19 protein-coding genes are annotated in these 20222 nt (G+C 64.6%); 2 read left to right on the plus strand and 17 right to left on the minus strand.

The features are described from left to right. Position 1: 1 nt before the first annotated feature. The 4 genes from UIB01_RS18930 to vimR form a co-directional block, all read right to left on the minus strand. Entirely contained in the window at positions 2–619 is a 618-nt protein-coding gene (locus UIB01_RS18930; protein ID WP_015278481.1) for a TPM domain-containing protein, read from the minus strand. An 18-nt stretch (positions 620–637) separates the two neighbouring features. After that, entirely contained in the window at positions 638–1390 is a 753-nt protein-coding gene (locus tag UIB01_RS18935; RefSeq protein ID WP_038663896.1) for a TPM domain-containing protein, read from the minus strand. Further along, complete coding sequence (locus tag UIB01_RS18940) at positions 1387–2010, minus strand: LemA family protein (RefSeq protein WP_180983612.1); 624 nt, start codon at positions 2008–2010, stop codon at positions 1387–1389. The genes UIB01_RS18935 and UIB01_RS18940 overlap by 4 nt, the downstream gene beginning before the upstream one ends. A 90-nt stretch (positions 2011–2100) precedes the next feature. Beyond that, positions 2101–3021: a transcription regulator VimR gene (gene vimR, locus UIB01_RS18945; RefSeq protein WP_038663899.1), complete on the minus strand. Its 921-nt coding sequence runs from the start codon at positions 3019–3021 to the stop codon at positions 2101–2103. A gap of 100 nt (positions 3022–3121) precedes the next feature. On the opposite strand from vimR, the gene UIB01_RS18950 reads away from it, so the two are divergent. Beyond that, positions 3122–4135: a zinc-binding alcohol dehydrogenase family protein gene (locus UIB01_RS18950; RefSeq protein WP_038663902.1), complete on the plus strand. Its 1014-nt coding sequence runs from the start codon at positions 3122–3124 to the stop codon at positions 4133–4135. A gap of 1 nt (position 4136) precedes the next feature. Here the strand turns inward: UIB01_RS18950 and UIB01_RS18955 are convergent, their stop codons facing one another. Both UIB01_RS18955 and UIB01_RS18960 read right to left on the minus strand, forming a co-directional pair. After that, positions 4137–5360, minus strand: coding sequence for a CaiB/BaiF CoA transferase family protein (locus UIB01_RS18955; protein ID WP_038663905.1), 1224 nt, complete (start codon positions 5358–5360; stop codon positions 4137–4139). A 120-nt stretch (positions 5361–5480) separates the two neighbouring features. Further along, positions 5481–6662 carry an acyl-CoA dehydrogenase gene (locus UIB01_RS18960; RefSeq protein WP_038663908.1) on the minus strand — a complete coding sequence of 394 codons (1182 nt, stop codon included), beginning with the start codon at positions 6660–6662 and terminating at the stop codon, positions 5481–5483. A 173-nt stretch (positions 6663–6835) separates the two neighbouring features. On the opposite strand from UIB01_RS18960, the gene UIB01_RS18965 reads away from it, so the two are divergent. Beyond that, positions 6836–7744 carry a LysR family transcriptional regulator gene (locus tag UIB01_RS18965; protein ID WP_038663911.1) on the plus strand — a complete coding sequence of 303 codons (909 nt, stop codon included), beginning with the start codon at positions 6836–6838 and terminating at the stop codon, positions 7742–7744. Positions 7745–7792: 48 nt separating this feature from the next. On the opposite strand, the gene UIB01_RS18970 is transcribed toward UIB01_RS18965, so the two are convergent. The 11 genes from UIB01_RS18970 to glcD form a co-directional block, all read right to left on the minus strand. Continuing rightward, the gene (locus UIB01_RS18970) at positions 7793–8959 is read right to left on the minus strand and encodes a Fic family protein (protein WP_038663914.1); all 1167 of its coding nucleotides are present in this window, start codon (positions 8957–8959) and stop codon (positions 7793–7795) included. Between the two features lie 230 nt (positions 8960–9189). Next, the gene (locus UIB01_RS18975) at positions 9190–9564 is read right to left on the minus strand and encodes an SCP2 sterol-binding domain-containing protein (RefSeq protein ID WP_038663917.1); all 375 of its coding nucleotides are present in this window, start codon (positions 9562–9564) and stop codon (positions 9190–9192) included. Between the two features lie 139 nt (positions 9565–9703). After that, complete coding sequence (locus tag UIB01_RS18980; RefSeq protein ID WP_003283322.1) at positions 9704–9976, minus strand: HU family DNA-binding protein; 273 nt, start codon at positions 9974–9976, stop codon at positions 9704–9706. A 149-nt stretch (positions 9977–10125) separates the two neighbouring features. After that, the gene (locus UIB01_RS18985; RefSeq protein WP_038663920.1) at positions 10126–11310 is read right to left on the minus strand and encodes an FAD-dependent oxidoreductase; all 1185 of its coding nucleotides are present in this window, start codon (positions 11308–11310) and stop codon (positions 10126–10128) included. Positions 11311–11345: 35 nt separating this feature from the next. After that, positions 11346–11513, minus strand: coding sequence for a rubredoxin (rd, locus tag UIB01_RS18990; RefSeq protein WP_003283319.1), 168 nt, complete (start codon positions 11511–11513; stop codon positions 11346–11348). A 114-nt stretch (positions 11514–11627) separates the two neighbouring features. Next, positions 11628–13331: an L-lactate permease gene (locus UIB01_RS18995; protein WP_038663923.1), complete on the minus strand. Its 1704-nt coding sequence runs from the start codon at positions 13329–13331 to the stop codon at positions 11628–11630. A 216-nt stretch (positions 13332–13547) separates the two neighbouring features. Continuing rightward, on the minus strand, positions 13548–15728 hold the full coding sequence (locus UIB01_RS19000; RefSeq protein WP_038663926.1) for a malate synthase G: 2181 nt from the start codon (positions 15726–15728) through the stop codon (positions 13548–13550). Between the two features lie 20 nt (positions 15729–15748). Then, positions 15749–16153, minus strand: coding sequence for a heme-binding protein (locus tag UIB01_RS19005; RefSeq protein WP_015278494.1), 405 nt, complete (start codon positions 16151–16153; stop codon positions 15749–15751). 73 nt (positions 16154–16226) lie between these two features. After that, positions 16227–17444: a glycolate oxidase subunit GlcF gene (gene glcF, locus UIB01_RS19010; RefSeq protein ID WP_014821828.1), complete on the minus strand. Its 1218-nt coding sequence runs from the start codon at positions 17442–17444 to the stop codon at positions 16227–16229. A gap of 184 nt (positions 17445–17628) precedes the next feature. After that, positions 17629–18690, minus strand: coding sequence for a glycolate oxidase subunit GlcE (glcE, locus tag UIB01_RS19015; protein WP_038663929.1), 1062 nt, complete (start codon positions 18688–18690; stop codon positions 17629–17631). Further along, the gene (gene glcD, locus UIB01_RS19020; RefSeq protein ID WP_038663932.1) at positions 18690–20189 is read right to left on the minus strand and encodes a glycolate oxidase subunit GlcD; all 1500 of its coding nucleotides are present in this window, start codon (positions 20187–20189) and stop codon (positions 18690–18692) included. Before glcD ends, glcE begins: the two co-directional genes overlap by 1 nt. Positions 20190–20222: the final 33 nt, after the last annotated feature.

Raw genomic sequence — 20222 nt, forward strand, 5'->3', positions numbered from 1 at the left:
GTTACGGCAGCACCACCAGGCGGTTGGGCAGTTCGTTGCGCTCATGGGTCTTCGGCACATGCTGCGCCAGCAGCGCGCCGCTGGCCTCGATGCAACCGAGAAAGCCTTCCAGCACCTGTCCCTGTTTCACCCGCTCGGTGAAACAGGCGACGATGGATTCCCAGGCGGCGTTGTCAATGCGGCTGGATATGCCGCGGTCGACGAGAATCTCTACATAACGCTCAGCTTCGGAAACGAAGATCAGGATGCCGGTATCGGCATCGGTGTGATGCAGATTGAGCTCGATAAACTGGCGCCGCGCCAGATTGCAGGCGCGCCAGCAGCGTACGGAGCGCGGGATCAGGCGGCTGGTCAGTCCAGGCATGCGAAACAACACCGCCAGCACGATAAAGGTCGCCCACTGCACCAGCAGCAACTGCCAGGCGCCGAGCCAGCCACTGAAGAACAGCAAAGCGCCGGGTAGCAGCAGCGCGATCAGGCTGGCCCAGAGCAGCGGTATGTAGCGGTAGTCGTCTGCCTGCGCAGCCAGCACCGTTACCAGTTCGGCATCGGTATTGCGCTCGACCTGCTCGATCGCCGCGGCCACCTGTTGCAGTTCGCTTTCGCTGAGTAAGGTCATCGTTCATCCATCATTGAATTACCAGCCACCGGAAGCACCACCGCCGCCGAAGCCCCCACCGCCACCACCGAAGCCGCCACCGCCAAAACCACCACCGCCGAAGCCGCCACCACGGCCCATGCCGCCGAGCAAAGCGCCGAGCAGCAAGGCACGACGACCACCGCCGCGACCGCCTCGCCCGCCGCCGATAACGAAGATCGCTACCAGCATGAGGAAGAAACCGAGAATCCCGAGGCCGCCGGGTTGCTCCTGCCCCATTGGCATCACCGGACGCAATTCGGCCGGCAACGGGTCGCCGCCGAGCACCGTGACAATCGCCTCCGCCCCTTCGATGATCCCGGCAGTGAAGTCACCGCGCTGGAACGCCGGCGCGATGATGCGGCTGATGATCACCGAGGACTGCGCGTCGGTGAGCCGACCTTCCAGCCCATAGCCGACCTCGATGCGAATCTTGCGGTCATCGCGCGCGACGATCAGCAGTGCGCCGTTGTCCTCGTCCTTTTGGCCGATGCCCCAGGTGCGGCCCAGCTCCAGCCCGAATTCCTCGATGCTGCGCCCGCCCAGATCCGGCACCGTCACGACCACGACCTGTTCGCCCGTGGCCTGCTCGTGCCCGGCCAGCATGCTGGTCAGCCGCGCCTCGGCCTGGGTATCAAGCAGCTCGGCGCGGTCGACCACACGGCCGGTCAGCGCCGGCAGCTCGCTCTCCTGAGCGACGAGGCCAGCAGCCCAGAGCAGCAGGACCAGCAGTAGCGGGAACCTGGAGGTCATTGAAACTGCACTTGTGGCGCTTGCTCGGCGTTCTCAGCCGTGGCCTCGAAGTTCTCACGGATCGGCATGTCGCTGTACATCACCTTGTGCCAGATGCGGCCAGGGAAGGTCCGAATCTCGGTGTTGTAGCGCTCGACCGCAGCGATGAAGTCGCGGCGCGCTACCGCAATACGGTTCTCGGTGCCTTCCAGCTGCGACTGCAGGGCAAGGAAGTTCTGGTTCGATTTCAGCTCCGGATAGCGTTCGGAAACCGCCATCAGCCGGCTCAGCGCACCGGTCAGCTGATTCTGCGCCTGCTGAAACTGCTGCAGCTTCTGCGGATCGTCGAGGGTGCTGGCATCGACCTGAATCGAGGTGGCCTTGGCCCGCGCTTCCACCACCGCGGTGAGGGTTTCCTGCTCCTGGCGGGCAAAGCCCTTCACCGTCTCGACCAGATTGGGGATCAGGTCGGCACGCCGCTGATACTGGTTCTCGACCTGCGACCAGGCGGCCTTCACCTGCTCGTCATAGCGGGGGATGTTGTTGATACCGCAGCCGGCCAGCAGCCACGACATCAGGACGACAACGGTCAGTTGCCAGGTGTAGCGAAAACGCTGCGTATGCATGATGCGTTCGTCCATTCTGTTAACCAGTACGCAGATAAGAATAGCCAAGCGCCATAAGAGTTCAGGTGAGCAACGAAAGTGCTCGGCTGCGTCTGGAAAACGGAACTACCGGAACTGCCAGGGCGCGCGCTCCAGCAGCTCCGCGCACTGCGTCTGCAGATGCGCGTGCAGCAGCCGCACCGGCTTGCTCAGCTGTGCACGGTGCGCGCAAAGCAGGCTGAGTGGCGCCGCCTCGCCAAGACAGTCCGGCAACAGCACCTGTAGACGGCCCGCGGCGACGTCGTCGGCAATGTCCAGCCAGGACTTGTAGGCCAGCCCGGCGCCAGCCAGCGCCCAGCGCCGCACCACATCGGCGTCATCGCTGACCCGGTCGCCGCTTACCTGCACGGTGAGCGCCCGGCGTCCTTCCTGAAAACACCAGCGGTCATGCACGCGGCCGGCGAGCATGAAGCGCAGGCAGCTGTGCCCCGCCAATTCGTCCAGCCGCTGCGGCGCGCCATGGCGCTGCAGATAGGCCGGCGAGGCGCACAGCACACGGCGGTTCTCGCCAGCGACCGGCAGCGCGACGAGGCTGGAATCCTCCGGCGCGCCATAGCGCAGGACGATATCCACCGGCTGACGGAACAGATCGGTCAGCCCGTCGCCCAGCAGCAGGCGCACCTGCAACTGCGGATGACTCGCCTGGAATTCGTCGAGCCACGGCAGCAGCACGTTGCGCCCGAAGTCCGATGGCGCCGACAGCTGCAGCACGCCGCTGATCGCCTCGCGCCCGCCAGCGAGCGCCTGGGCGCCCTCGTGCAGGCTGGCCAGTGCCGCCCGGGCATGCAGCAGATAAGCCTCGCCCTCGGCGGTCAGGCGCAGGCTGCGGGTGGAGCGCGCGAACAGTCGCGCTCCCAGGCTCGCCTCCAGCCGCTTCAAGGCCGCGCTGGCCACTGCCGGCGACACGTCGAGCCCGCGCGCGGCCGCGGAAAGGCTGCCGCTGTCGGCCGTACGCACGAAGAGCTGCAGGTCATCGATACGCAGCATTTTCAAAATCCTGTTGAAAGAGCCTCGCTTATCGCCCCGTTTTCCCGCCGCGTCAAATAGCTGAGCATGTCCCTCCACCGAACCCATACGGAGCAACAGCATGAAAGCGGTCGCCTACTTCGAATCCCTCGCCATCGACGATCCCCGCGCCCTGCAGGACGTGGAACTGCCCGAGCCGGTGCCCGGCCCGCGTGACCTGCTGGTGGAGGTGCGCGCCATCTCAGTCAACCCGGTGGACACCAAGGTACGCCGCAACACCCAGCCCGAGGCCGGCCAGCCGAAGGTGCTGGGCTGGGACGTGGCTGGCGTGGTCGTCGGTGTGGGCAGCGAAGTCAGCCTGTTCAAGGTCGGCGACGAGGTGTTCTACGCCGGCTCCATCGCCCGCGCCGGCGGCAACAGCGAACGCCATCTGGTGGACGAGCGCATCGTCGGGCGCAAGCCGCGGAGCCTGAGCTTCGCCGAAGCCGCCGCGCTGCCGCTGACCGCCATCACCGCCTGGGAACTGCTGTTCGAGCGCCTGCAACTGGTCGAAGGCCAGGGCGCCGGGCAGCAGTTGCTGATCGTTGGCGCTGCCGGCGGTGTCGGCTCGATCATGCTGCAGCTGGCCCGCCAGCTCACCAAGGTCAGCGTGATCGCCACCGCCTCGCGCCCGGAAACCCAGGCCTGGGCCCGCGAACTCGGCGCCCATCATGTCATCGACCATAGCCAGCCGCTACACGCCGAGCTGCAGCGCGCCGGTTTCGCCAGCGTCAGCCATGTCTCCAGCCTGACGCAAACCGATCAGCACTTCGACCAGCTGGTCGAGGCACTGACGCCGCAGGGCCGCCTGGCGCTGATCGACGATCCAGCCCAGCCGCTGGACGTGATGAAGCTCAAGCGCAAAAGCCTGTCGCTGCACTGGGAACTGATGTTCACCCGCTCACTGTTCGAGACGCCGGATATGATCGAGCAACATCACCTGCTGCAGCGCGTCAGCCAGCTGGTCGATCTGGGCGTGCTGCGCACCACCCTCGGCGAGCACTTCGGCACCATCAACGCGGCCAACCTGCGCCGCGCCCATGCCCTGCTGGAAAGCGGCAAGGCCAAGGGCAAGACCGTGCTGGAAGGTTTCTGAACTAGATGACGCCGGCCGCGCGCAGGCCAGCAATCTGCTCGTCATTCATGCCCAGCAGGCGCTGCAACAGCGCCTCGCTGTGCTCGCCGAGCAGTGGCGGCGGCATGCGGTAATCCACGGGTGAAGCAGACAGCCGCAGCGGGCTGGCCACCTGCGGCACACGGCCGGCCAGCGGGTGCGACATCTCGACGTTCAGCCCGCGATGCTGCACCTGCGGGTCGGCGAACACCTGGGCCAGGTCGTTGATCGGCCCGCAAGGCACGCCGGCCTGCTCCAGCGCACCTACCCATTCGGCCGTGGTGCGGAACACCGTGACCTGGCGAATCAGCGGAATTAGCTCGGCGCGATGGGCAACCCGCGCGCGGTTCGTGGCGAAGCACGGATCGGTCGCCCACTCGGGACGCCCGGCCACCTCGCAGAACTTGCGGAACTGACCGTCGTTGCCGACGGTGAGGATGATGTCGCCATCGGCGGTGGGGAAATCCTGATAGGGCACGATGTTCGGATGGGCATTGCCCATGCGTTTGGGCGCCACGCCGGTGGTGAGGTAGTTGAGCGCCTGGTTGCCGAGGCAGGCGACCTGCACGTCGAGCAGCGCCGTATCGATATGCTGGCCTTCGCCGCTGCGTTCGCGATGTGCCAGCGCAGCGAGCACGCCAACGGTGGCGTACAGGCCGGTGAGGATATCGGTCAGCGCCACGCCGACCTTCACCGGCCCGGCGCCCTCCTCGGCATCGCTGCGGCCGGTCAGGCTCATCAGCCCGCCTAGGCCCTGGATCATGAAGTCGTAGCCGGCACGTGTGGCGTAAGGCCCGTCTTGGCCAAAACCGGTGATCGAGCAGTAGATCAGCCGCGGATTGATTTCCTTCAGACTGGCGTAGTCCAGACCATAGGCGGCCAGCCCGCCGACCTTGAAGTTCTCCAGCAGCACATCGCACTGCGCCACCAGCTCGCGGATGATGAGTTGGCCCTCGGGCCGGGTGAAGTCGACGGTCAGCGACTGCTTGTTGCGGTTGGCGGTCAGGTAATAGGCCGCCTCCAAGGTGTTCTCACCGTGCTGATCCTGGAGATAGGGCGGGCCCCAGTGGCGGGTATCGTCGCCCGTGCCAGGGCGCTCGACCTTGATCACCTCGGCGCCGAGATCACCGAGGATCTGCCCGCACCAGGGCCCGGCGAGCACGCGGGATAGGTCGAGCACGCGGATATGGGACAGGGCGCCAGGCATGGACGAAACCTCGAAGCTCAAGTGAACGTCGGGTGGATCGGGGCGTAGCTGATGCTTCACCCATCCACCGTGCGTGGCCAAACGGTGGATGAAGAGAGCGTCATCCACCCTACGGCGGCGTCAGAAGAACGCCTGGATGCCGGTCTGCGCGCGGCCGAGGATCAGCGCGTGCACATCGTGGGTGCCCTCGTAGGTGTTCACCACCTCCAAGTTGACCAGGTGCCGGGCCACACCGAACTCGTCGCTGATGCCATTGCCGCCCATCATGTCGCGCGCCATGCGCGCCACGTCCAGCGCCTTGCCGCAGCTGTTGCGCTTCATGATCGAGGTGATCTCCACCGCGGCGCTGCCCTCGTCCTTCATTCGGCCGAGGCGCAAGCAGCCTTGCAGGGCCAGGGTGATCTCAGTCTGCATGTCGGCGAGCTTCTTCTGAATCAGCTGGTTGGCGGCCAGCGGCCGGCCGAACTGCTGGCGGTCGAGCACGTACTGGCGTGCGGTGTGCCAGCAGAACTCGGCGGCACCCAGCGCGCCCCAGCTGATGCCGTAGCGGGCGCTGTTCAGGCAGGTGAACGGCCCCTTCAGCCCGCGCACGTCGGGGAAGGCGTTCTCTTCCGGGCAGAACACGTTGTCCATGACGATCTCGCCAGTGATCGAGGCGCGCAGGCCGACCTTGCCGTGGATCGTCGGGGCAGACAGCCCTTCCCAGCCCTTCTCCAGCACGAAGCCGCGGATCTCGCCGGCGTCGTCCTTGGCCCAGACCACGAATACATCGGCGATCGGGCTGTTGGTGATCCACATCTTGCTGCCGGACAGGCGATAGCCGCCGTCGACCTTCTTCGCTCGGGTGACCATGCTGCCTGGGTCGGAACCGTGGTTCGGTTCGGTGAGGCCGAAGCAGCCGATGTATTCGCCGCTGGCGAGCTTGGGCAGGTACTTCTGTTTGGTCGCCTCGTTGCCGAACTCGAAGATCGGCACCATCACCAGCGAGGACTGCACGCTCATCATCGAGCGGTAGCCGGAATCGATGCGTTCCACCTCGCGGGCGATCAGGCCGTAGCACACGTAGTTCAGGCCGCTGCCGCCATAAGCTTCGGGAATGGTCGCGCCGAGCAGGCCGGTTTCGCCCATCTCGCGGAAGATCGCCGGATCGGTCTGTTCATGGCGGAAAGCTTCCAGCACCCGCGGCGCCAGCTTGTCGGCGGCGAACTGCGCCGCGCTGCCCTGCACCATGCGCTCTTCTTCGGTCAGCTGCTGATCGAGCAGCAGCGGGTCGATCCAGTTGAAGCTTGCTTTGCCGGCCATTCGGGGCTCCTCTTGTTGTCTTCGGCACCGCGGTCACGCGGGCGGGATAAGCTGATCCTAGGCGCAGCGACGGTGCGTCGCAAACGAGGATTTCGCACCGAACTGTGCGCTTTGATCACTCCGAGATAAGCTCTTTGCTGATTATCAGGCTTATCCCGTGAGGTCTTTGCATAATGCGCCGCAAGATTCCCAGCACCGCCGCGCTGATCGCCTTCGAGGCCGCCGCCCGCCACGAGAGCTTCACCCGCGCGGCCGACGAGCTGGCGCTGACCCAGAGCGCCATCTGCCGGCAGATCGGCGGGCTGGAGGAATTTCTCGGCCTGGCGCTGTTCCGCCGCTCGCGACGCGGCGTAAAGCTGACCGCCGCCGGCCAGTCCTACGCCCGCCGCATCGCCGCGCAGCTGGACGCGGTGGAACGCGACACACTGTCGGTGATGGGCCAGCAGGGCGCGATGAGCCTTGAGCTGGCCGTGGTGCCGACCTTAGGCACCCAGTGGCTGGTGCCGCGCCTCAGGCATTTCCAGGCGCTGCATCCGGAAATCACGGTGAACCTGACCAACCGCACCCGGCCCTTTCTGTTTGCCGATACCGAGTTCGACGCCGCCATCTACTTCGGCGACGCCGACTGGTCCGGTACCGAGGCGCACTACCTGATGCCCGAGGACCTGCAGCCCGTCTGCAGCCCCGCCTTGCTGCACGACGGTCAGCCGTTTACGGCGCAGACGCTGGCGGACATGCCGCTGCTGCAGCAGACCACCCGACCCTACGCCTGGCGGCAGTGGTTCGATTCGCTGGGGTTGAAAGTCGCCCGCGACATGACCGGTCCGCGGCTGGAGCTGTTCTCCATGCTGGCGCAGGCGGCCGAGCATGGCATGGGAGTAGCGCTGATCCCGCCGTTCCTGATCCAGCGGGAACTGGCCGACGGGCGGCTGGTGCTGGCGCATCCGCAGGCCTACCGCAGCGAGACGCGGGCGTATTACCTGATGATTCCGGAGCGCAAGGTGGAGTCGGCGGGGCTGGTGGCGTTTCGGGATTGGTTGAAGGATGAGGCGAGGGTGTGGCGGGAGGGGGCAGACTCCTAGGGCTCACCGCACCAAGAGAATCAAGCAGCTAACCTTAGCAGGAGCCACTTATGGCCGTGCTGCTACGACAGGCTCAGGAATAAAGCCTTCGGCCGTCAACGTACGAATGACTCCCCGAAGTAGGTAGTTGTTTGTGAAGCCCAGTGTGTACTGACGGGAGTTGGGCTGAATCGGGACCAGCATTCGTCTGTCCACCAGCTTCTTGATTTGATAGGTCCGCTGCGGCCCGTTCAGGTCCGGCATCGCATCCGCTAGGTCTCCAGACTTCGCCACGCCGCTGTCAGTGTCCAGAAGTCGACGAAGAATTGAGTGCTCCTGGCCGGTGATGTGTTCTCTCTCGCGAGAGAAGGCGAGTGCCGGCTGCAGGATTCTGGCTTTAAGGTAGCCATAGTCACACAGCCGATCGAGCTTGCTTAGCTCTGTGAGGATGCCTTGGAGTACGTAGATACACCACTGTTCCAGGCCTTGCTGTGTACCGCGATCAGCCTCGCCCAGCATCTCGTAGTAACGCTCACGATCATTGCAGAACACTGCAGTGGGGTTCAGCAGTCGACCGCCGGCGGAGACATCGAATCCGTACTTAATGAGCATCAGGTACGTCAACAAACGAACCACCCGCCCATTGCCATTGGTGAACGGGTGAATCCATCCGAATCGGTGGTGCGCGAGCGCCACTTTCATGAGGTGGTACTTCTGCGGATCGCGCGCATTGATGAACGCCACCAACTCATCCATGTACCCACCAACTTGCACGGCGTCCGGCGGGAGGTGCTCCGATTGCGCAATGCGAACCTGGGTCGTCCTGAGCTGACCGGGAGTCCGGTCTCCCTCTCTGTCGAGCCCCCCTACAGTAATGGCGTGCAATTCTCGAATGAGATGGAGGCTGACGTCGTCTCCTTCCTTGAAATGCTGCTCGATGAAGCTCATGGCTCTCTCGATGTTGGAGATTTCCCGCAGTTGATCGGTAGCCGTGTCATCTCCCTCCATCTTGCTTTCCACGTAATCAGCGAGGGTTGTGTGGTTGCCTTCAATGCGGGCAGATCCGAGGCTTTCCAGGATGTGGAAAACGTTCTTGAGCTGGAAGAAAAGGCTTGCTGGAGTCGTGCCCGCCAGCCTGTAGCGGCGTAAGTGCTCCAGCTCATTCAAGACATCGACAAGTGGTGAGTCGAAGGCTGGATTGAGGAGAGCCAAGTCGTGATGAGTGAAATTTGACATGTTGAAAATCTCCAACCCGCTCAACAATTAAGTCGACACAATGCCACGCAAAACCGCAAAAATACTAGCCAATGTCACGATTCAATCCACACCACAAGTCAACTCATGCATTCAGCGAACTTAAATCTGAGTGACGACCAAGTCAAAGCTGATCCGCTCAGGCATGGACGCCCTACGCGGTTTTCCACCCTACGGTTCTTGGCCAGACATGAGAAGGTGACGCGGCAGGATCACTTCTTCTTACGAGGCTTCAGGTACTTGGTCAGCCCCTGAAACCACATCACCAGCGCCGGATTCCCCTGGATCTGGATGTCCTTGTTCTGGATCCCCTGCATGAACGCCAGCTGCTTGTTCTTCGCCGTCATGGTGGCGAAACCATAGGTGGCATCCTTGAACCCCAGCGAGAACGCCGGCTCGCTCGCCGGGCCGCGCTTGCTGGTGACGCGCTGGTCTTTGACCACGAAGTGCCGGGCGACCTTGCCGTCCAGGGTATGCAGTTGAAAGCTCAGGTCCTTGTCGCCCAGCTGCTGCTGGAACTCGGGATTGGTGCGGCTGGCCTTGGCCATCAGGCGGCCCAGCATCCAAAGCAGAAAACGGAATTTCATGGTGAGGTCCCGACCGGTACGAGAAAAGGCCGCATTGTAGTGGCTTGGTCGGCGGGGGAAAGGATGGGTACGAATGGGTCCGAGACGGACCGGACAGTCAGGTTGACCCGGAGCCCGCTGGCTCCGGGGCGGCGCAGCGTCAGTTGACGGCGTCTTTGAGCATCTTGCCGGGCTTGAAGGCCACGGTGTTGCTGGCCTTGATGGTCACCGGCTGCCCGGTTTGCGGGTTTTTCCCGGTGCGGGCACCGCGGTGGCGCTGAACGAAGGTGCCGAAACCAACCAGGGTCACACTGTCCTTGCGGTTCAGTGCATTGGTGATTTCATCCAGCACGGCGTTGAGTACGCGATTGGCCTGGTCCTTGGACAGATCGGCCTTCTCGGCAATGGCTGCGGCGAGTTCCGGTTTACGCATTGGGAGCCTCTGAGACGTTTTTGTTGTTGTGTCCGTACTGTTCACAAGAACAGCGCTAAAGGCGCTGCAACAGCTCTAGGCTGGGGCAGACTTCTGGAGAATGGCACGGCGCTAGCACCTGCGCCAGTCCCTCCGAACGCCCCGCAGGCTCAACTGGGGGACTTTAGCGACAGAATTTGCGGTAGTTCCGCCAGCACCGGCGGCAGCTGCTTGTTCAGCGCCAGGCGCTCCTGCACCGCTGCTCCAGTCAGCGCATAGCCGAGCAGCTGTCCGGAAGCGCCGAGATAGAGCGCTTTTACGGCATTTCCTTGGGCCTCTACGGTCCAGTTGCCGGCACTCCCAACCGCCGGCAACGAGACCACTACCGGGCATGCTGGTGTCTTCACGGTGACCGGCATGGGGCCATAACTGACAAAGGTAGGATTGCCAAACAGCGTTTTAGCCAAGGCCCGCGCCCCAGCCATCAGTGGCATCACGTAGAGCAGGTTCAGCCCCTCCACTTCGGCGCAGTCGCCCAGCGCGTAGACGTGTTCCGCCGAGGTCTGCAGAAGGCGATCGACAACGATACCGCGCTTGACCTCGAGTCCTGCCTCTGCTGCCAGCTCGGTGCGCGGACGCAGGCCGACAGCACTGACCACCAGATCGCACGTCAGCCGGCGCCCATCGGAAAGCGTCGCCTGCAGCCCATCGTCACCACGCTCGAGGCGCTGCAGCGTGCCCCCCAAGTGGAAGCGCGCACCGATGCCCTCCAGGCCGTTTTTTACAGCCTGGGCCGCTTCGGGCGGCAGCAGACCGGGCATGACCTGTTCGCTTGGCGCGACCAGATCCACTTCGTGATTACCCAGCAGCAGGTCGTTGGCAAATTCACAGCCGATCAGCCCGGCACCGAGGATCAGCACGCGGCGCTTGCCAGCGACCGCTGCGCGGAAGCGGCCATAATCGTGCAGGTCGTTGATCGGGAAGATTGCGTCGACCGCATCGCCTGCGACCGGCACCTGAATCGTCTGCGCCCCCCAGGCCAGCACCAGGTCGCGGTAGGGCACCGGCTCGTTGCCGATCCACACGCGTTGATTCGCCGGATCGAGGTGGGTGACGCGGGTATGGGTGCGAATCTCGGCGTTGAGCTGCTCGGCCATGGCACCTGCGGTGGCCATGCCCAGGCTTTCGGCGTTCTTGTTCGCGGCAAAACCGGTCGACAGCAGCGGTTTGGAGTAGGAGCGCCCGTCATCGGCGGTAATCAGCAACAGCGGCGTCTGGGTGTCCAGCTTGCGGAATTCCCGGGCCAGGTTGTAGCCGGCCAGGCCGGTACCGATGATGACTACAGGTGCACTCACGTCATGTCCTCGTATGGATGGTTGGGGAAACGGCTTCAGCCGATGGCGATCATTTCGAAGTCCATCTTGCCGACGCCGCAGTCAGGGCAAACCCAGTCTTCCGGCACATCTTCCCAGGCCGTGCCGGGCGCAATGCCCTCTTCCGGCACACCCAGCGCTTCGTCATAGATGTAGCCGCATACCACACATTGCCATTTCTTCATCGCTAACCTCGATGCTCATTCGACTGCGACGCACGCTATACCAGAACGGCACGCCGCACCAAACCTACAAATGAAAACGGGCGGCCTAGGCCGCCCGTCGCTATACCGTCAGGCTTAGCCTGCGGCACCTACCAGCGGATCGCTGATACCCATCACGTAGAACCCGATCAGGCCGATGGTGCCGGCCAGGATGAGGTAGTACAGGGTCGGCAGCATGGTCTTGCGCAGGGTGATCCCTTCGCGACCGAGCAGGCCTACCGTGGCCGAAGCCGCCACCACGTTGTGAATGGCGATCATGTTGCCCGCCGCCGCGCCCACCGACTGTAGCGCCACCATCAGTGCACCGGACAGACCCAGCAGGCCTGCGGTGTTGAACTGGAACTGCGACAGCATCAGGTTGGACACGGTGTTGGAACCGGCAATGAAGGCACCCAGCCCGCCGACTGCCGGAGCGAAGAACGGATAGACACCGCCCACGCTGTTGGCCACCAGTTGCGCCATCGCCACCGGCATGGACACCAGGTCGGAGCCATTGACGCCGGAGTTGATCAGGATCCGCACCATCGGAATGGTGAAGATCAGCACGAAGCCAGCGCCGAGCAGGGTCTTGCTCGACTCGGAGATCGCCGCCCCCAGCTCCTGCGCCTTCATGCGATGCAGGAAGAAGGTGATCAGCACCACGATGCAGAGAATCCCGCCCGGCAGGTACAGCGGCTCCAGCGTACCGGAAACGCCGGTTTCGCCGAGGATATCCTTCCAGCCGAAGCTGAACGACATCAGCAGCGCCTTGAAGTCAGGGAACACCCGCGATGCGACCAGCAGCCCGGCAAGCACCAGGTACGGCGCCCAAGCCATCGGCACGGAGATCGGTGTCTTGCCGGCCACGTCCTCGATCTTCATCTCGATCTTGCCCATCCACTCGGACGGCCATTCCTTCGCCGGAGCGAAATCCCAGGTGTCCTTGGGCAGCAGGAAGCCTGCCTTGGCCGCCGGTACGACGATGGCCAGACCGACCAGCGCACCGATCATCGACGGGAACTCCGGACCGAGGAAAACACCGGCCGCGGCGTACGGAATGACAAAGGCCAGACCGGTGAACACGGCGAACGGCGCAACCGCCAGACCTTCGGTCCAGGATTTGTTGCGACCGAAATAGCGGGTCATGATGCTGACCATGATCAGCGGCATCAGAATCCCGCACAGTGCGTGGATGATCGCCACCCGCGAGAAGATCAGGTGGAAGAACACCTCCCAGTTACTGCCCACCGCAGCCAGCTGCTCGCTGATGCCGGTCTTGTCCAGACCCGCACCGACGCCAACCAGAATCGGCGTACCGACCGCCCCGAAGGACACCGGCGTGGACTGCACCATCATCCCCATGACCACTGCCGCCAGCGCCGGGAAGCCCAGCGCGACCATCAGCGGTGCCGCCACCGCCGCCGGCGTGCCGAAGCCCGAGGCACCCTCGATGAAGCAACCGAACAGCCAGGCGACGATCAGCACTTGAACGCGACGGTCAGGACTGACATTGGAGAAGCCACGCCGAATCGAACTGATCCCCCCGGAATGTTTCAGCGTGTTGAGCAGCAGGATCGCACCGAAGATGATCCAGAGGATCGCCGCGGTGAGGATCAAACCCTGCAAGGTGGAAGCGATGACCCGGTTGAGGGTCATGTCCCAGGCCAGCAGACCGATCAGCGCAGTGAGGACGAAAACCAGCGGCATGGCGTACTTGGCCGGCCAGCGAAAGCCGATCAGCAGCACGCCCGCCAGCACCAGCGGCACGAAGGCCAGTATGGACAGTAGTGTTTGACTCATTTGTTGGGTCCCTGCGTTTTTTGTTGTGAACCGCTTCTATTGTGTCCGGGCATGCCCGGTGCCTCGCATGAAACGCCCCCACGCGGTGCGCTTCCCGACGGCCCGGCCGAAACCGTGCCGCTCATGCTCGAAAGCCCCGGACGCCAATCGGCGCCTGGGGCTGCTGTCCTGCACCGCGCGCGCCGGCCTCCGGCAACGCGCGGCTTGCTGCCGCTGTCAGGCCTGGCTCGCCTTGAAACGCTGGCGCCACGCGTGCAGCAGTGGCTCGGTGTAACCGGCCGGTTGCTCGCGCCCCTTGAACACCAGATCACAGGCTGCCTGGAAGGCCGCCGACTGAGTGTAGTCGCTGGACATGGCGCGATAGAGCGGATCGCCAGCATTCTGCTGGTCGACCACCTTGGCCATGCGCTCCAGGGTTTCCTGCACCTGCTCGCGGGTCACCACACCATGGTGCAGCCAGTTGGCCACGTGCTGGCTGGAGATACGCAGGGTGGCGCGGTCTTCCATCAGGCCGACGTTGTGGATGTCCGGCACCTTGGAGCAACCGACGCCCTGCTCGACCCAACGCACCACGTAGCCGAGGATGCCCTGGCAGTTATTGTCCAGCTCCTGCTGCTTCTCCTCAGCGCTCCACTTGTCTTCGGCGACTACCGGGATGGTCAGCAGATCGTTGAGCAGCTGCTCGCGCTCGGCGGCCAGGTCGACCTTTTCCAGCTCGCTCTGCACGGCCTGCACGTTCACCTGGTGGTAGTGCAGCGCATGCAGGGTGGCGCCGGTCGGCGAAGGTACCCAGGCGGTGTTGGCGCCGGATTTCGGATGGCCGATCTTCTGCTCGAGCATGGCTGCCATCAGGTCCGGCATGGCCCACATGCCCTTGCCGATCTGCGCCTTGCCGCGCAGGCCGCAGGCCAGGCCGACCAGCACGTTGTTGCGCTCGTAGGACTGGATCCACGGGGTGGACTTCATGTCACCCTTGCGCAGCACCGGGCCGGCTTCCATGCAGGTATGCATCTCGTCGCCGGTACGGTCGAGGAAACCGGTGTTGATGAACGCCACGCGGTGCTTGGCCGCGGCGATACAGGCCTTGAGGTTGGCGCTGGTGCGGCGCTCCTCGTCCATGATGCCCATCTTCAGGGTGTAGCGCGGCACACCGATCAGGTCTTCGACACGACCGAACAGCTCGTCGGCGAAGGCGACTTCCTTCGGTCCGTGCATCTTCGGCTTGACGATGTAGACGCTGCCGGTGCGCGAGTTGCCCTTGCGCGCCAGATCATGCTTGGCGATCAGGCTGGTGAACACGCCATCCATGATGCCTTCGGGGATTTCACGGCCGTCTTCCAGCAGGATCGCCGGGTTGGTCATCAGGTGACCGACGTTGCGGATGAACAGCAGCGAACGACCATGCAGCTTCAGCTCGCCGCCGTTGGGTGCGCTGTATTCGCGGTCCGGGTTCAGGCGGCGGACGAAGCTCGAGCTGCCCTTGGCGACTTCCTCGCTCAGGGTGCCCTGCACGATGCCCAGCCAGTTGCGGTAGGCCAGCACCTTATCATCGGCATCCACCGCAGCAACCGAGTCTTCGCAGTCGAGGATGGTGGAAACGGCGGACTCGACCAGCAGGTCCTTAACGCCAGCGGCATCGGTCTGGCCGATCGGGCTGTTCGGATCGATCTGGATTTCGACGTGCAGGCCGTTGTTCTTCAGCAGTACGGCCTTCGGCTCGACCGCTTCGCCCTGGAAGCCGACGAACTTCTCAGGCTGGGCCAGCCCGGTGACGCTGCCGTTCTCCAGGGTGACCTTCAGCTGGCCGTCCTGCACGCGGTAGGCGGTGGCGTCGGCGTGGCTGCCTTCGGCCAGCGGTGCGGCCTGATCGAGGAAGTTGCGTGCATAGGCGATGACCTTGGCGCCACGGACTTCGTTGTAGCCCGGGCCCTTCTGCGCGCCGCCCTCTTCGGAGATGGCGTCGGTGCCGTAGAGCGCGTCGTACAGCGAGCCCCAGCGGGCGTTGGCGGCGTTCAGCGCATAGCGCGCGTTCATGATCGGCACCACCAGCTGCGGGCCGGCCTGGGTGGCGATCTCGCTGTCGACGTTGGCGGTCTCGATCTTCACCTCGCCCGGCACCGGCAGCAGGTAGCCGATGGATTCGAGGAAGGCGCGGTAGGCGACCATGTCTTTGATCGGACCCGGGTTGGCCTTGTGCCATGTGTCCAGCTCGACCTGCATACGGTCGCGCTCGGCGAGCAGTTCACGGTTCTTCGGCGCCAGGTCGTGGACCAGGGCGTCCAGGCCCTGCCAGAAGGCGGCGGCTTCGATACCGGTGCCCGGCAGAACTTCGTCTTCAATGAAACGCTGCAGATTGGCCGCGACTTGCAGGCGGCCCAGGGTTACACGCTCGGTCATCTGTCGTTCTCCTTGTCTGTTCAGTTGGCCAGGGCGGCGACGCCGGCCTTGGCAATCTGGGCGTCCTGCGCGGCGGTCACGCCGGAGACGCCAACCGAACCGATGACCTGGCCGTCAACCACTACCGGCACGCCGCCTTCCAGCGAGCAGACCACCGGCGCGGAAAGGAAAGCGCTGCGGCCGCCGTTGACCATGTCTTCATAGCCCTTGGTTTCACGACGACCGAGGGCCGAGCTGCGGGCCTTCTCGGTGGCGATGTAGGAGGCGATCGGCGCGCAGCCGTCCAGACGCTCCAGCGCCAGCGGATGGCCGCCGTCGTCGGCGACGACGATGGTCACGGCCCAGCCGTTGGCCTGCGCTTCGGCGCGGGCAGCGGCGAGGATGGTGGCGACTTCGGTCTGGCTCAGTACGGCTTTGCTTTTCATCTCGATTCTCCTGTCTTCGTATTTCGGTTGTTCGTTGGCCACCCTAGGTGGGCGACCGAACCATGAGGCATTGCTACTGCATCGATTCCTCGACCACTTCGATCCAGTGCTTGACCGGCGTGCGGCCGGCACCGTCGAGGTGGGTCTGGCAACCGATGTTGGCGGTGACGATCACTTCCGGCTTGCCGCTCTCCAGCGCGTTGAGCTTGTTGTCACGCAGCTGGTGGGAAATCTCCGGCTGGGTGATCGAATAGCTGCCGGCCGAGCCGCAGCACAGGTGCGCATCCGGCACCGCGGTGAGCTGGTAGCCCAGACGGGTGAGCACGTCTTCGACCGCGCCGCCGAGCTTCTGTGCGTGCTGCAGGGTGCACGGGCAGTGGAAGGCCATGCGCTTGTCGGCGCGCACATTGAGCTTTTCCAGCTCGGCGCTGCGCAGCACTTCGACCAGGTCCTTGGCCAGCTCGCTGACCCGCGCGGCCTTGGCGGCGTAGGCCGGGTCATCCTTGAGCAGATGACCGTATTCCTTGACGAAGGCACCGCAGCCGCTGGCGGTCTGCACGATGGCTTCGGCACCGGCTTCGATGGCCGGCCACCAGGCGTCGATGTTGCGCCGTGCGCGGTCCAGGCCGGCATCCTGCGCGTTGAGGTGGTAATCCACCGCGCCGCAACAACCGGCTTCGCGCGCCGGACTGACGCTGATGCCCAGGCGGTCGAGCACGCGCGCGGCGGCGGCGTTGGTGCTCGGCGACAGGCTCGGCTGCACGCAACCTTCGAGCATCAGCACGCGACGGCTGTGCATCACCTGCGGGCGCGGCTTGGCCGGGCGGATCTCGCGCGGCAGGTGGTCCTTGAGCGAGGCCGGCATCAGCGGCTTCAGCGCATTGCCGGCCCCCAGCAATGCCTTGAACAGGCCCGGACGCGGGATCACCGTGCGCAGGCCACCGCGAACGATGCGCTCGCCCAACGGGCGCTGCACCTGCTGCTCGATGAAGTCACGGCCGATGTCCAGCAGGTTGTGGTACTTCACCCCCGACGGGCAGGTGGTCTCGCAGTTGCGGCAGGTCAGGCAGCGGTCCAGATGCAGCTGGGTGCTTTCGGTCACCTCGCCGCCTTCGAACATCTGCTTCATCAGGTAGATGCGCCCGCGCGGGCCGTCCAGCTCGTCGCCGAGCAGCTGGTAGGTCGGGCAGGTGGCATTGCAGAAGCCGCAATGCACGCAGGAGCGCAGGATGCTTTCGGCTTCTTCGGCGCGCGGCAGCTTTTTCGCCGCTTCGCTCAGATTGGTTTGCATGAGGTCGTTCTCAACACGAATGGCTCTTTGCGTTGGCGCTTCGCGCCAACCCTTCGGGACGCGCTCCAGAAGGCGCAATCCATCGTTGTTCGTCGTTCATTTGGAGCTACCAAACTTCTCTCCTCTCGCCTTGTCTTGCGCCTTCTGGCGCAGCGTCGCAGCGGCCAATCGCGCTGAGCACGACCTAGACCTCGGAATACATGCGGCCGGGGTTGAAGATCCCCTGCGGGTCCAGCGCGGCCTTGAGCTGGCGGTGATAGCGCAGCAGCGGTGCCGACAGCGGCTGGAACGGATTGGTCGTGGCGCCGGCGGTAAAGCAGGTGGCGTGACCGCCGACTTCGATGGCGATGCCGCGGATGGTCACCGCATCGGCGTCGGACTTCAGCCAGCGCTGAGCACCGGCCCAGTCCACCAGCTGATCGCCCGGCAGTGCCAGCGCCGGGGTGTTGTTCGGCAGCGACAGGCGCCACAGCGGGCGCGGGTCGGCAAAGAACGCCAGGCGCTGTTCGCGCAGCTCGTTCCAGTAGCCGGGGTCGAGATCCTCGCCACCGATGCGCTCGCGGGCCGCACCAACAGAGCCTTCGCCGCCTTCCAGACGCAGGTGCAGCGCCTGGCCATCATGGCTGGCTGCACTGATCGGGATCGGCTGCTGACCCCATTCGGCGAGCTTGAGCAGCGCGCGGTCGAGGTCTATTTCCAGACGCAGGCTGGTGCACAGGCGCGGCTTGGGCAGGACCTTGAGCGAGACTTCGGTGAGCACGCCGAGGCAGCCGAAGCTGCCGGCCATCAGGCGCGACAGGTCATAACCGGCGACGTTCTTCATCACCTCGCCGCCGAAACGCAGGTGCTTGCCCTGGCCGGTAATCACGCGCGAGCCGAGCACGAAATCGCGCACCGAACCGCTCCACGGGCGACGCGGCCCGGACAGCCCAGCGGCGATCATGCCGCCAACGGTGGCGCCTTCGCCGAAGTGCGGCGGCTCGCAAGGCAGCATCTGCCCGGCGGCATCCAGCGCGGCTTCCAGCTCCGTCAGCGGCGTGCCGGCGCGAACGGTGACCACCAGCTCGGTGGGGTCATAGCTAACGATGCCGCGGTGCTCGCGGGTATCGAGCAGCACGCCGTCGACCTGCCGGCCGAGGAAAGCTTTGCTGCCGCTGCCCTGGATGCGCAGCGGCGTGTTGGCGGCAAGCGCCTGGTTGACCTGATCCAGCAACTGCGCGCTGGCGTCGTTGGCGATTACGGACATCAGAAACGCTCCAGTTCGGGGAAAGGCAGCTGGCCGTTGTGGATGTGCATGCGGCCGAATTCGGCGCAGCGATGCAGGGTCGGAATGTTCTTGCCCGGGTTGAGCAGGCCGCTCGGGTCAAAGGCCGCCTTGACCGCGTGGAACAGCGTCAGCTCGTCGGCATTGAACTGCGAGCACATCTGATTGATCTTCTCGCGGCCGACGCCGTGTTCGCCGGTGATGCTGCCGCCGACCTTCACGCAGAGTTCGAGAATCTTGCCGCCCAGGTCTTCGGCGCGCTCCAGCTCACCGGGCTGGTTGGCATCGAAGAGGATCAGCGGGTGCATGTTGCCGTCGCCGGCATGGAACACGTTGGCCACGCGCAGGCCGAACTGCTCGGAGAGATCGGAAATGCCCTTGAGCACACCCGGCAGTTCGCGCCGCGGAATGGTGCCGTCCATGCAGTAGTAGTCCGGCGAGATGCGCCCGACCGCCGGGAAGGCGTTCTTGCGTCCGGCCCAGAAGCGCACGCGCTCGGCTTCGTCCTTGGCCAGGCGCACTTCGGTGGCGCCGGCCAGCTTGAGCACTTCGCTGACGCGGGCGCAGTCGTCGTGAACGTCGGCTTCGACGCCATCCAGTTCGCAGAGCAGAATCGCCTCGGCATCCACCGGATAACCGGCGTGGATGAAGTCCTCGGCAGCACGGATCGACAGGTTGTCCATCATCTCCAGCCCGCCAGGGATGATGCCGGCAGCGATGATGTCGCCCACTGCACGCCCGGCCTTCTCCACCGAGTCGAAGGCGGCCAGCAGCACCTTGGCCACCTGCGGCTTAGGCAGCAGCTTGACCGTCACCTCGGTGACGATGCCGAGCATGCCTTCGGAGCCGGTGAACAGCGCCAGCAGGTCGAAGCCCGGCGAATCCAGCGCATCGGAGCCGAGCGTCATGCGCTCGCCTTCGACGGTGAGAATGTCGACCTTGAGCAGGTTGTGCACGGTCAGGCCGTACTTCAGACAATGCACGCCACCGGCATTCTCGGCGACGTTACCGCCGATGGAGCAGGCGATCTGCGACGAGGGGTCCGGCGCGTAGTACAGCTCATAGGGTGCGGCAGCCTGGGATATCGCCAGGTTGCGCACGCCGGGCTGGACGCGGGCGAAGCGGCCGGCGGGGTCGACTTCGAGAATCTTGTTGAAGCGCGCCATCACCAGCAGGATGCCCTGCTCCAGCGGCAGCGCGCCGCCGGACAGACCGGTACCAGCGCCACGGGCAACTACCGGAACACCACGCTGATGGCAGAGCTTGAGCAGCGTCTCGACCTGCTCGACACGCTCGGGCAGCACCACCAGCAACGGCGCGGTGCGGTAGGCGGAGAGCCCATCGCACTCGTAGGGCTTGAGGTCTTCGCTGCGGTGGAGGATGTCCAGGTCGGGCAACTGCGCCTGCAGCTCGGCCAGCAGGGCGGCCTTGTCGACCTTTGGCAACGCCCCATCGACGCGTTCGTCGTAGAGAATGTTCATGGCAGGTTCCGGTTCTCGTGAGTTGCAGGCAGC

The organism is Stutzerimonas decontaminans, from assembly GCF_000661915.1.
Classification (GTDB): domain Bacteria; phylum Pseudomonadota; class Gammaproteobacteria; order Pseudomonadales; family Pseudomonadaceae; genus Stutzerimonas; species Stutzerimonas decontaminans.

What these genes read in the sequence shown, in the direction of transcription:
- UIB01_RS18940 (WP_180983612.1), bottom strand. Translation starts at nt 2,010, where the DNA reads ATGGACGAACGCATCATGCATACGCAGCGTTTTCGCTACACCTGGCAA.
- UIB01_RS18970 (WP_038663914.1), bottom strand. Translation starts at nt 8,959, where the DNA reads ATGTCAAATTTCACTCATCACGACTTGGCTCTCCTCAATCCAGCCTTC.
- UIB01_RS19000 (WP_038663926.1), bottom strand. Translation starts at nt 15,728, where the DNA reads ATGACCGAGCGTGTAACCCTGGGCCGCCTGCAAGTCGCGGCCAATCTG.
- UIB01_RS18950 (WP_038663902.1), top strand. Translation starts at nt 3,122, where the DNA reads ATGAAAGCGGTCGCCTACTTCGAATCCCTCGCCATCGACGATCCCCGC.
- rd (WP_003283319.1), bottom strand. Translation starts at nt 11,513, where the DNA reads ATGAAGAAATGGCAATGTGTGGTATGCGGCTACATCTATGACGAAGCG.
- UIB01_RS18975 (WP_038663917.1), bottom strand. Translation starts at nt 9,564, where the DNA reads ATGAAATTCCGTTTTCTGCTTTGGATGCTGGGCCGCCTGATGGCCAAG.
- UIB01_RS18960 (WP_038663908.1), bottom strand. Translation starts at nt 6,662, where the DNA reads ATGGCCGGCAAAGCAAGCTTCAACTGGATCGACCCGCTGCTGCTCGAT.
- UIB01_RS18930 (WP_015278481.1), bottom strand. Translation starts at nt 619, where the DNA reads ATGACCTTACTCAGCGAAAGCGAACTGCAACAGGTGGCCGCGGCGATC.
- UIB01_RS19005 (WP_015278494.1), bottom strand. Translation starts at nt 16,153, where the DNA reads ATGAAAAGCAAAGCCGTACTGAGCCAGACCGAAGTCGCCACCATCCTC.
- UIB01_RS18965 (WP_038663911.1), top strand. Translation starts at nt 6,836, where the DNA reads ATGCGCCGCAAGATTCCCAGCACCGCCGCGCTGATCGCCTTCGAGGCC.
- glcF (WP_014821828.1), bottom strand. Translation starts at nt 17,444, where the DNA reads ATGCAAACCAATCTGAGCGAAGCGGCGAAAAAGCTGCCGCGCGCCGAA.
- UIB01_RS18955 (WP_038663905.1), bottom strand. Translation starts at nt 5,360, where the DNA reads ATGCCTGGCGCCCTGTCCCATATCCGCGTGCTCGACCTATCCCGCGTG.
- vimR (WP_038663899.1), bottom strand. Translation starts at nt 3,021, where the DNA reads ATGCTGCGTATCGATGACCTGCAGCTCTTCGTGCGTACGGCCGACAGC.
- UIB01_RS18935 (WP_038663896.1), bottom strand. Translation starts at nt 1,390, where the DNA reads ATGACCTCCAGGTTCCCGCTACTGCTGGTCCTGCTGCTCTGGGCTGCT.
- glcE (WP_038663929.1), bottom strand. Translation starts at nt 18,690, where the DNA reads ATGTCCGTAATCGCCAACGACGCCAGCGCGCAGTTGCTGGATCAGGTC.
- UIB01_RS18980 (WP_003283322.1), bottom strand. Translation starts at nt 9,976, where the DNA reads ATGCGTAAACCGGAACTCGCCGCAGCCATTGCCGAGAAGGCCGATCTG.
- UIB01_RS18995 (WP_038663923.1), bottom strand. Translation starts at nt 13,331, where the DNA reads ATGAGTCAAACACTACTGTCCATACTGGCCTTCGTGCCGCTGGTGCTG.
- glcD (WP_038663932.1), bottom strand. Translation starts at nt 20,189, where the DNA reads ATGAACATTCTCTACGACGAACGCGTCGATGGGGCGTTGCCAAAGGTC.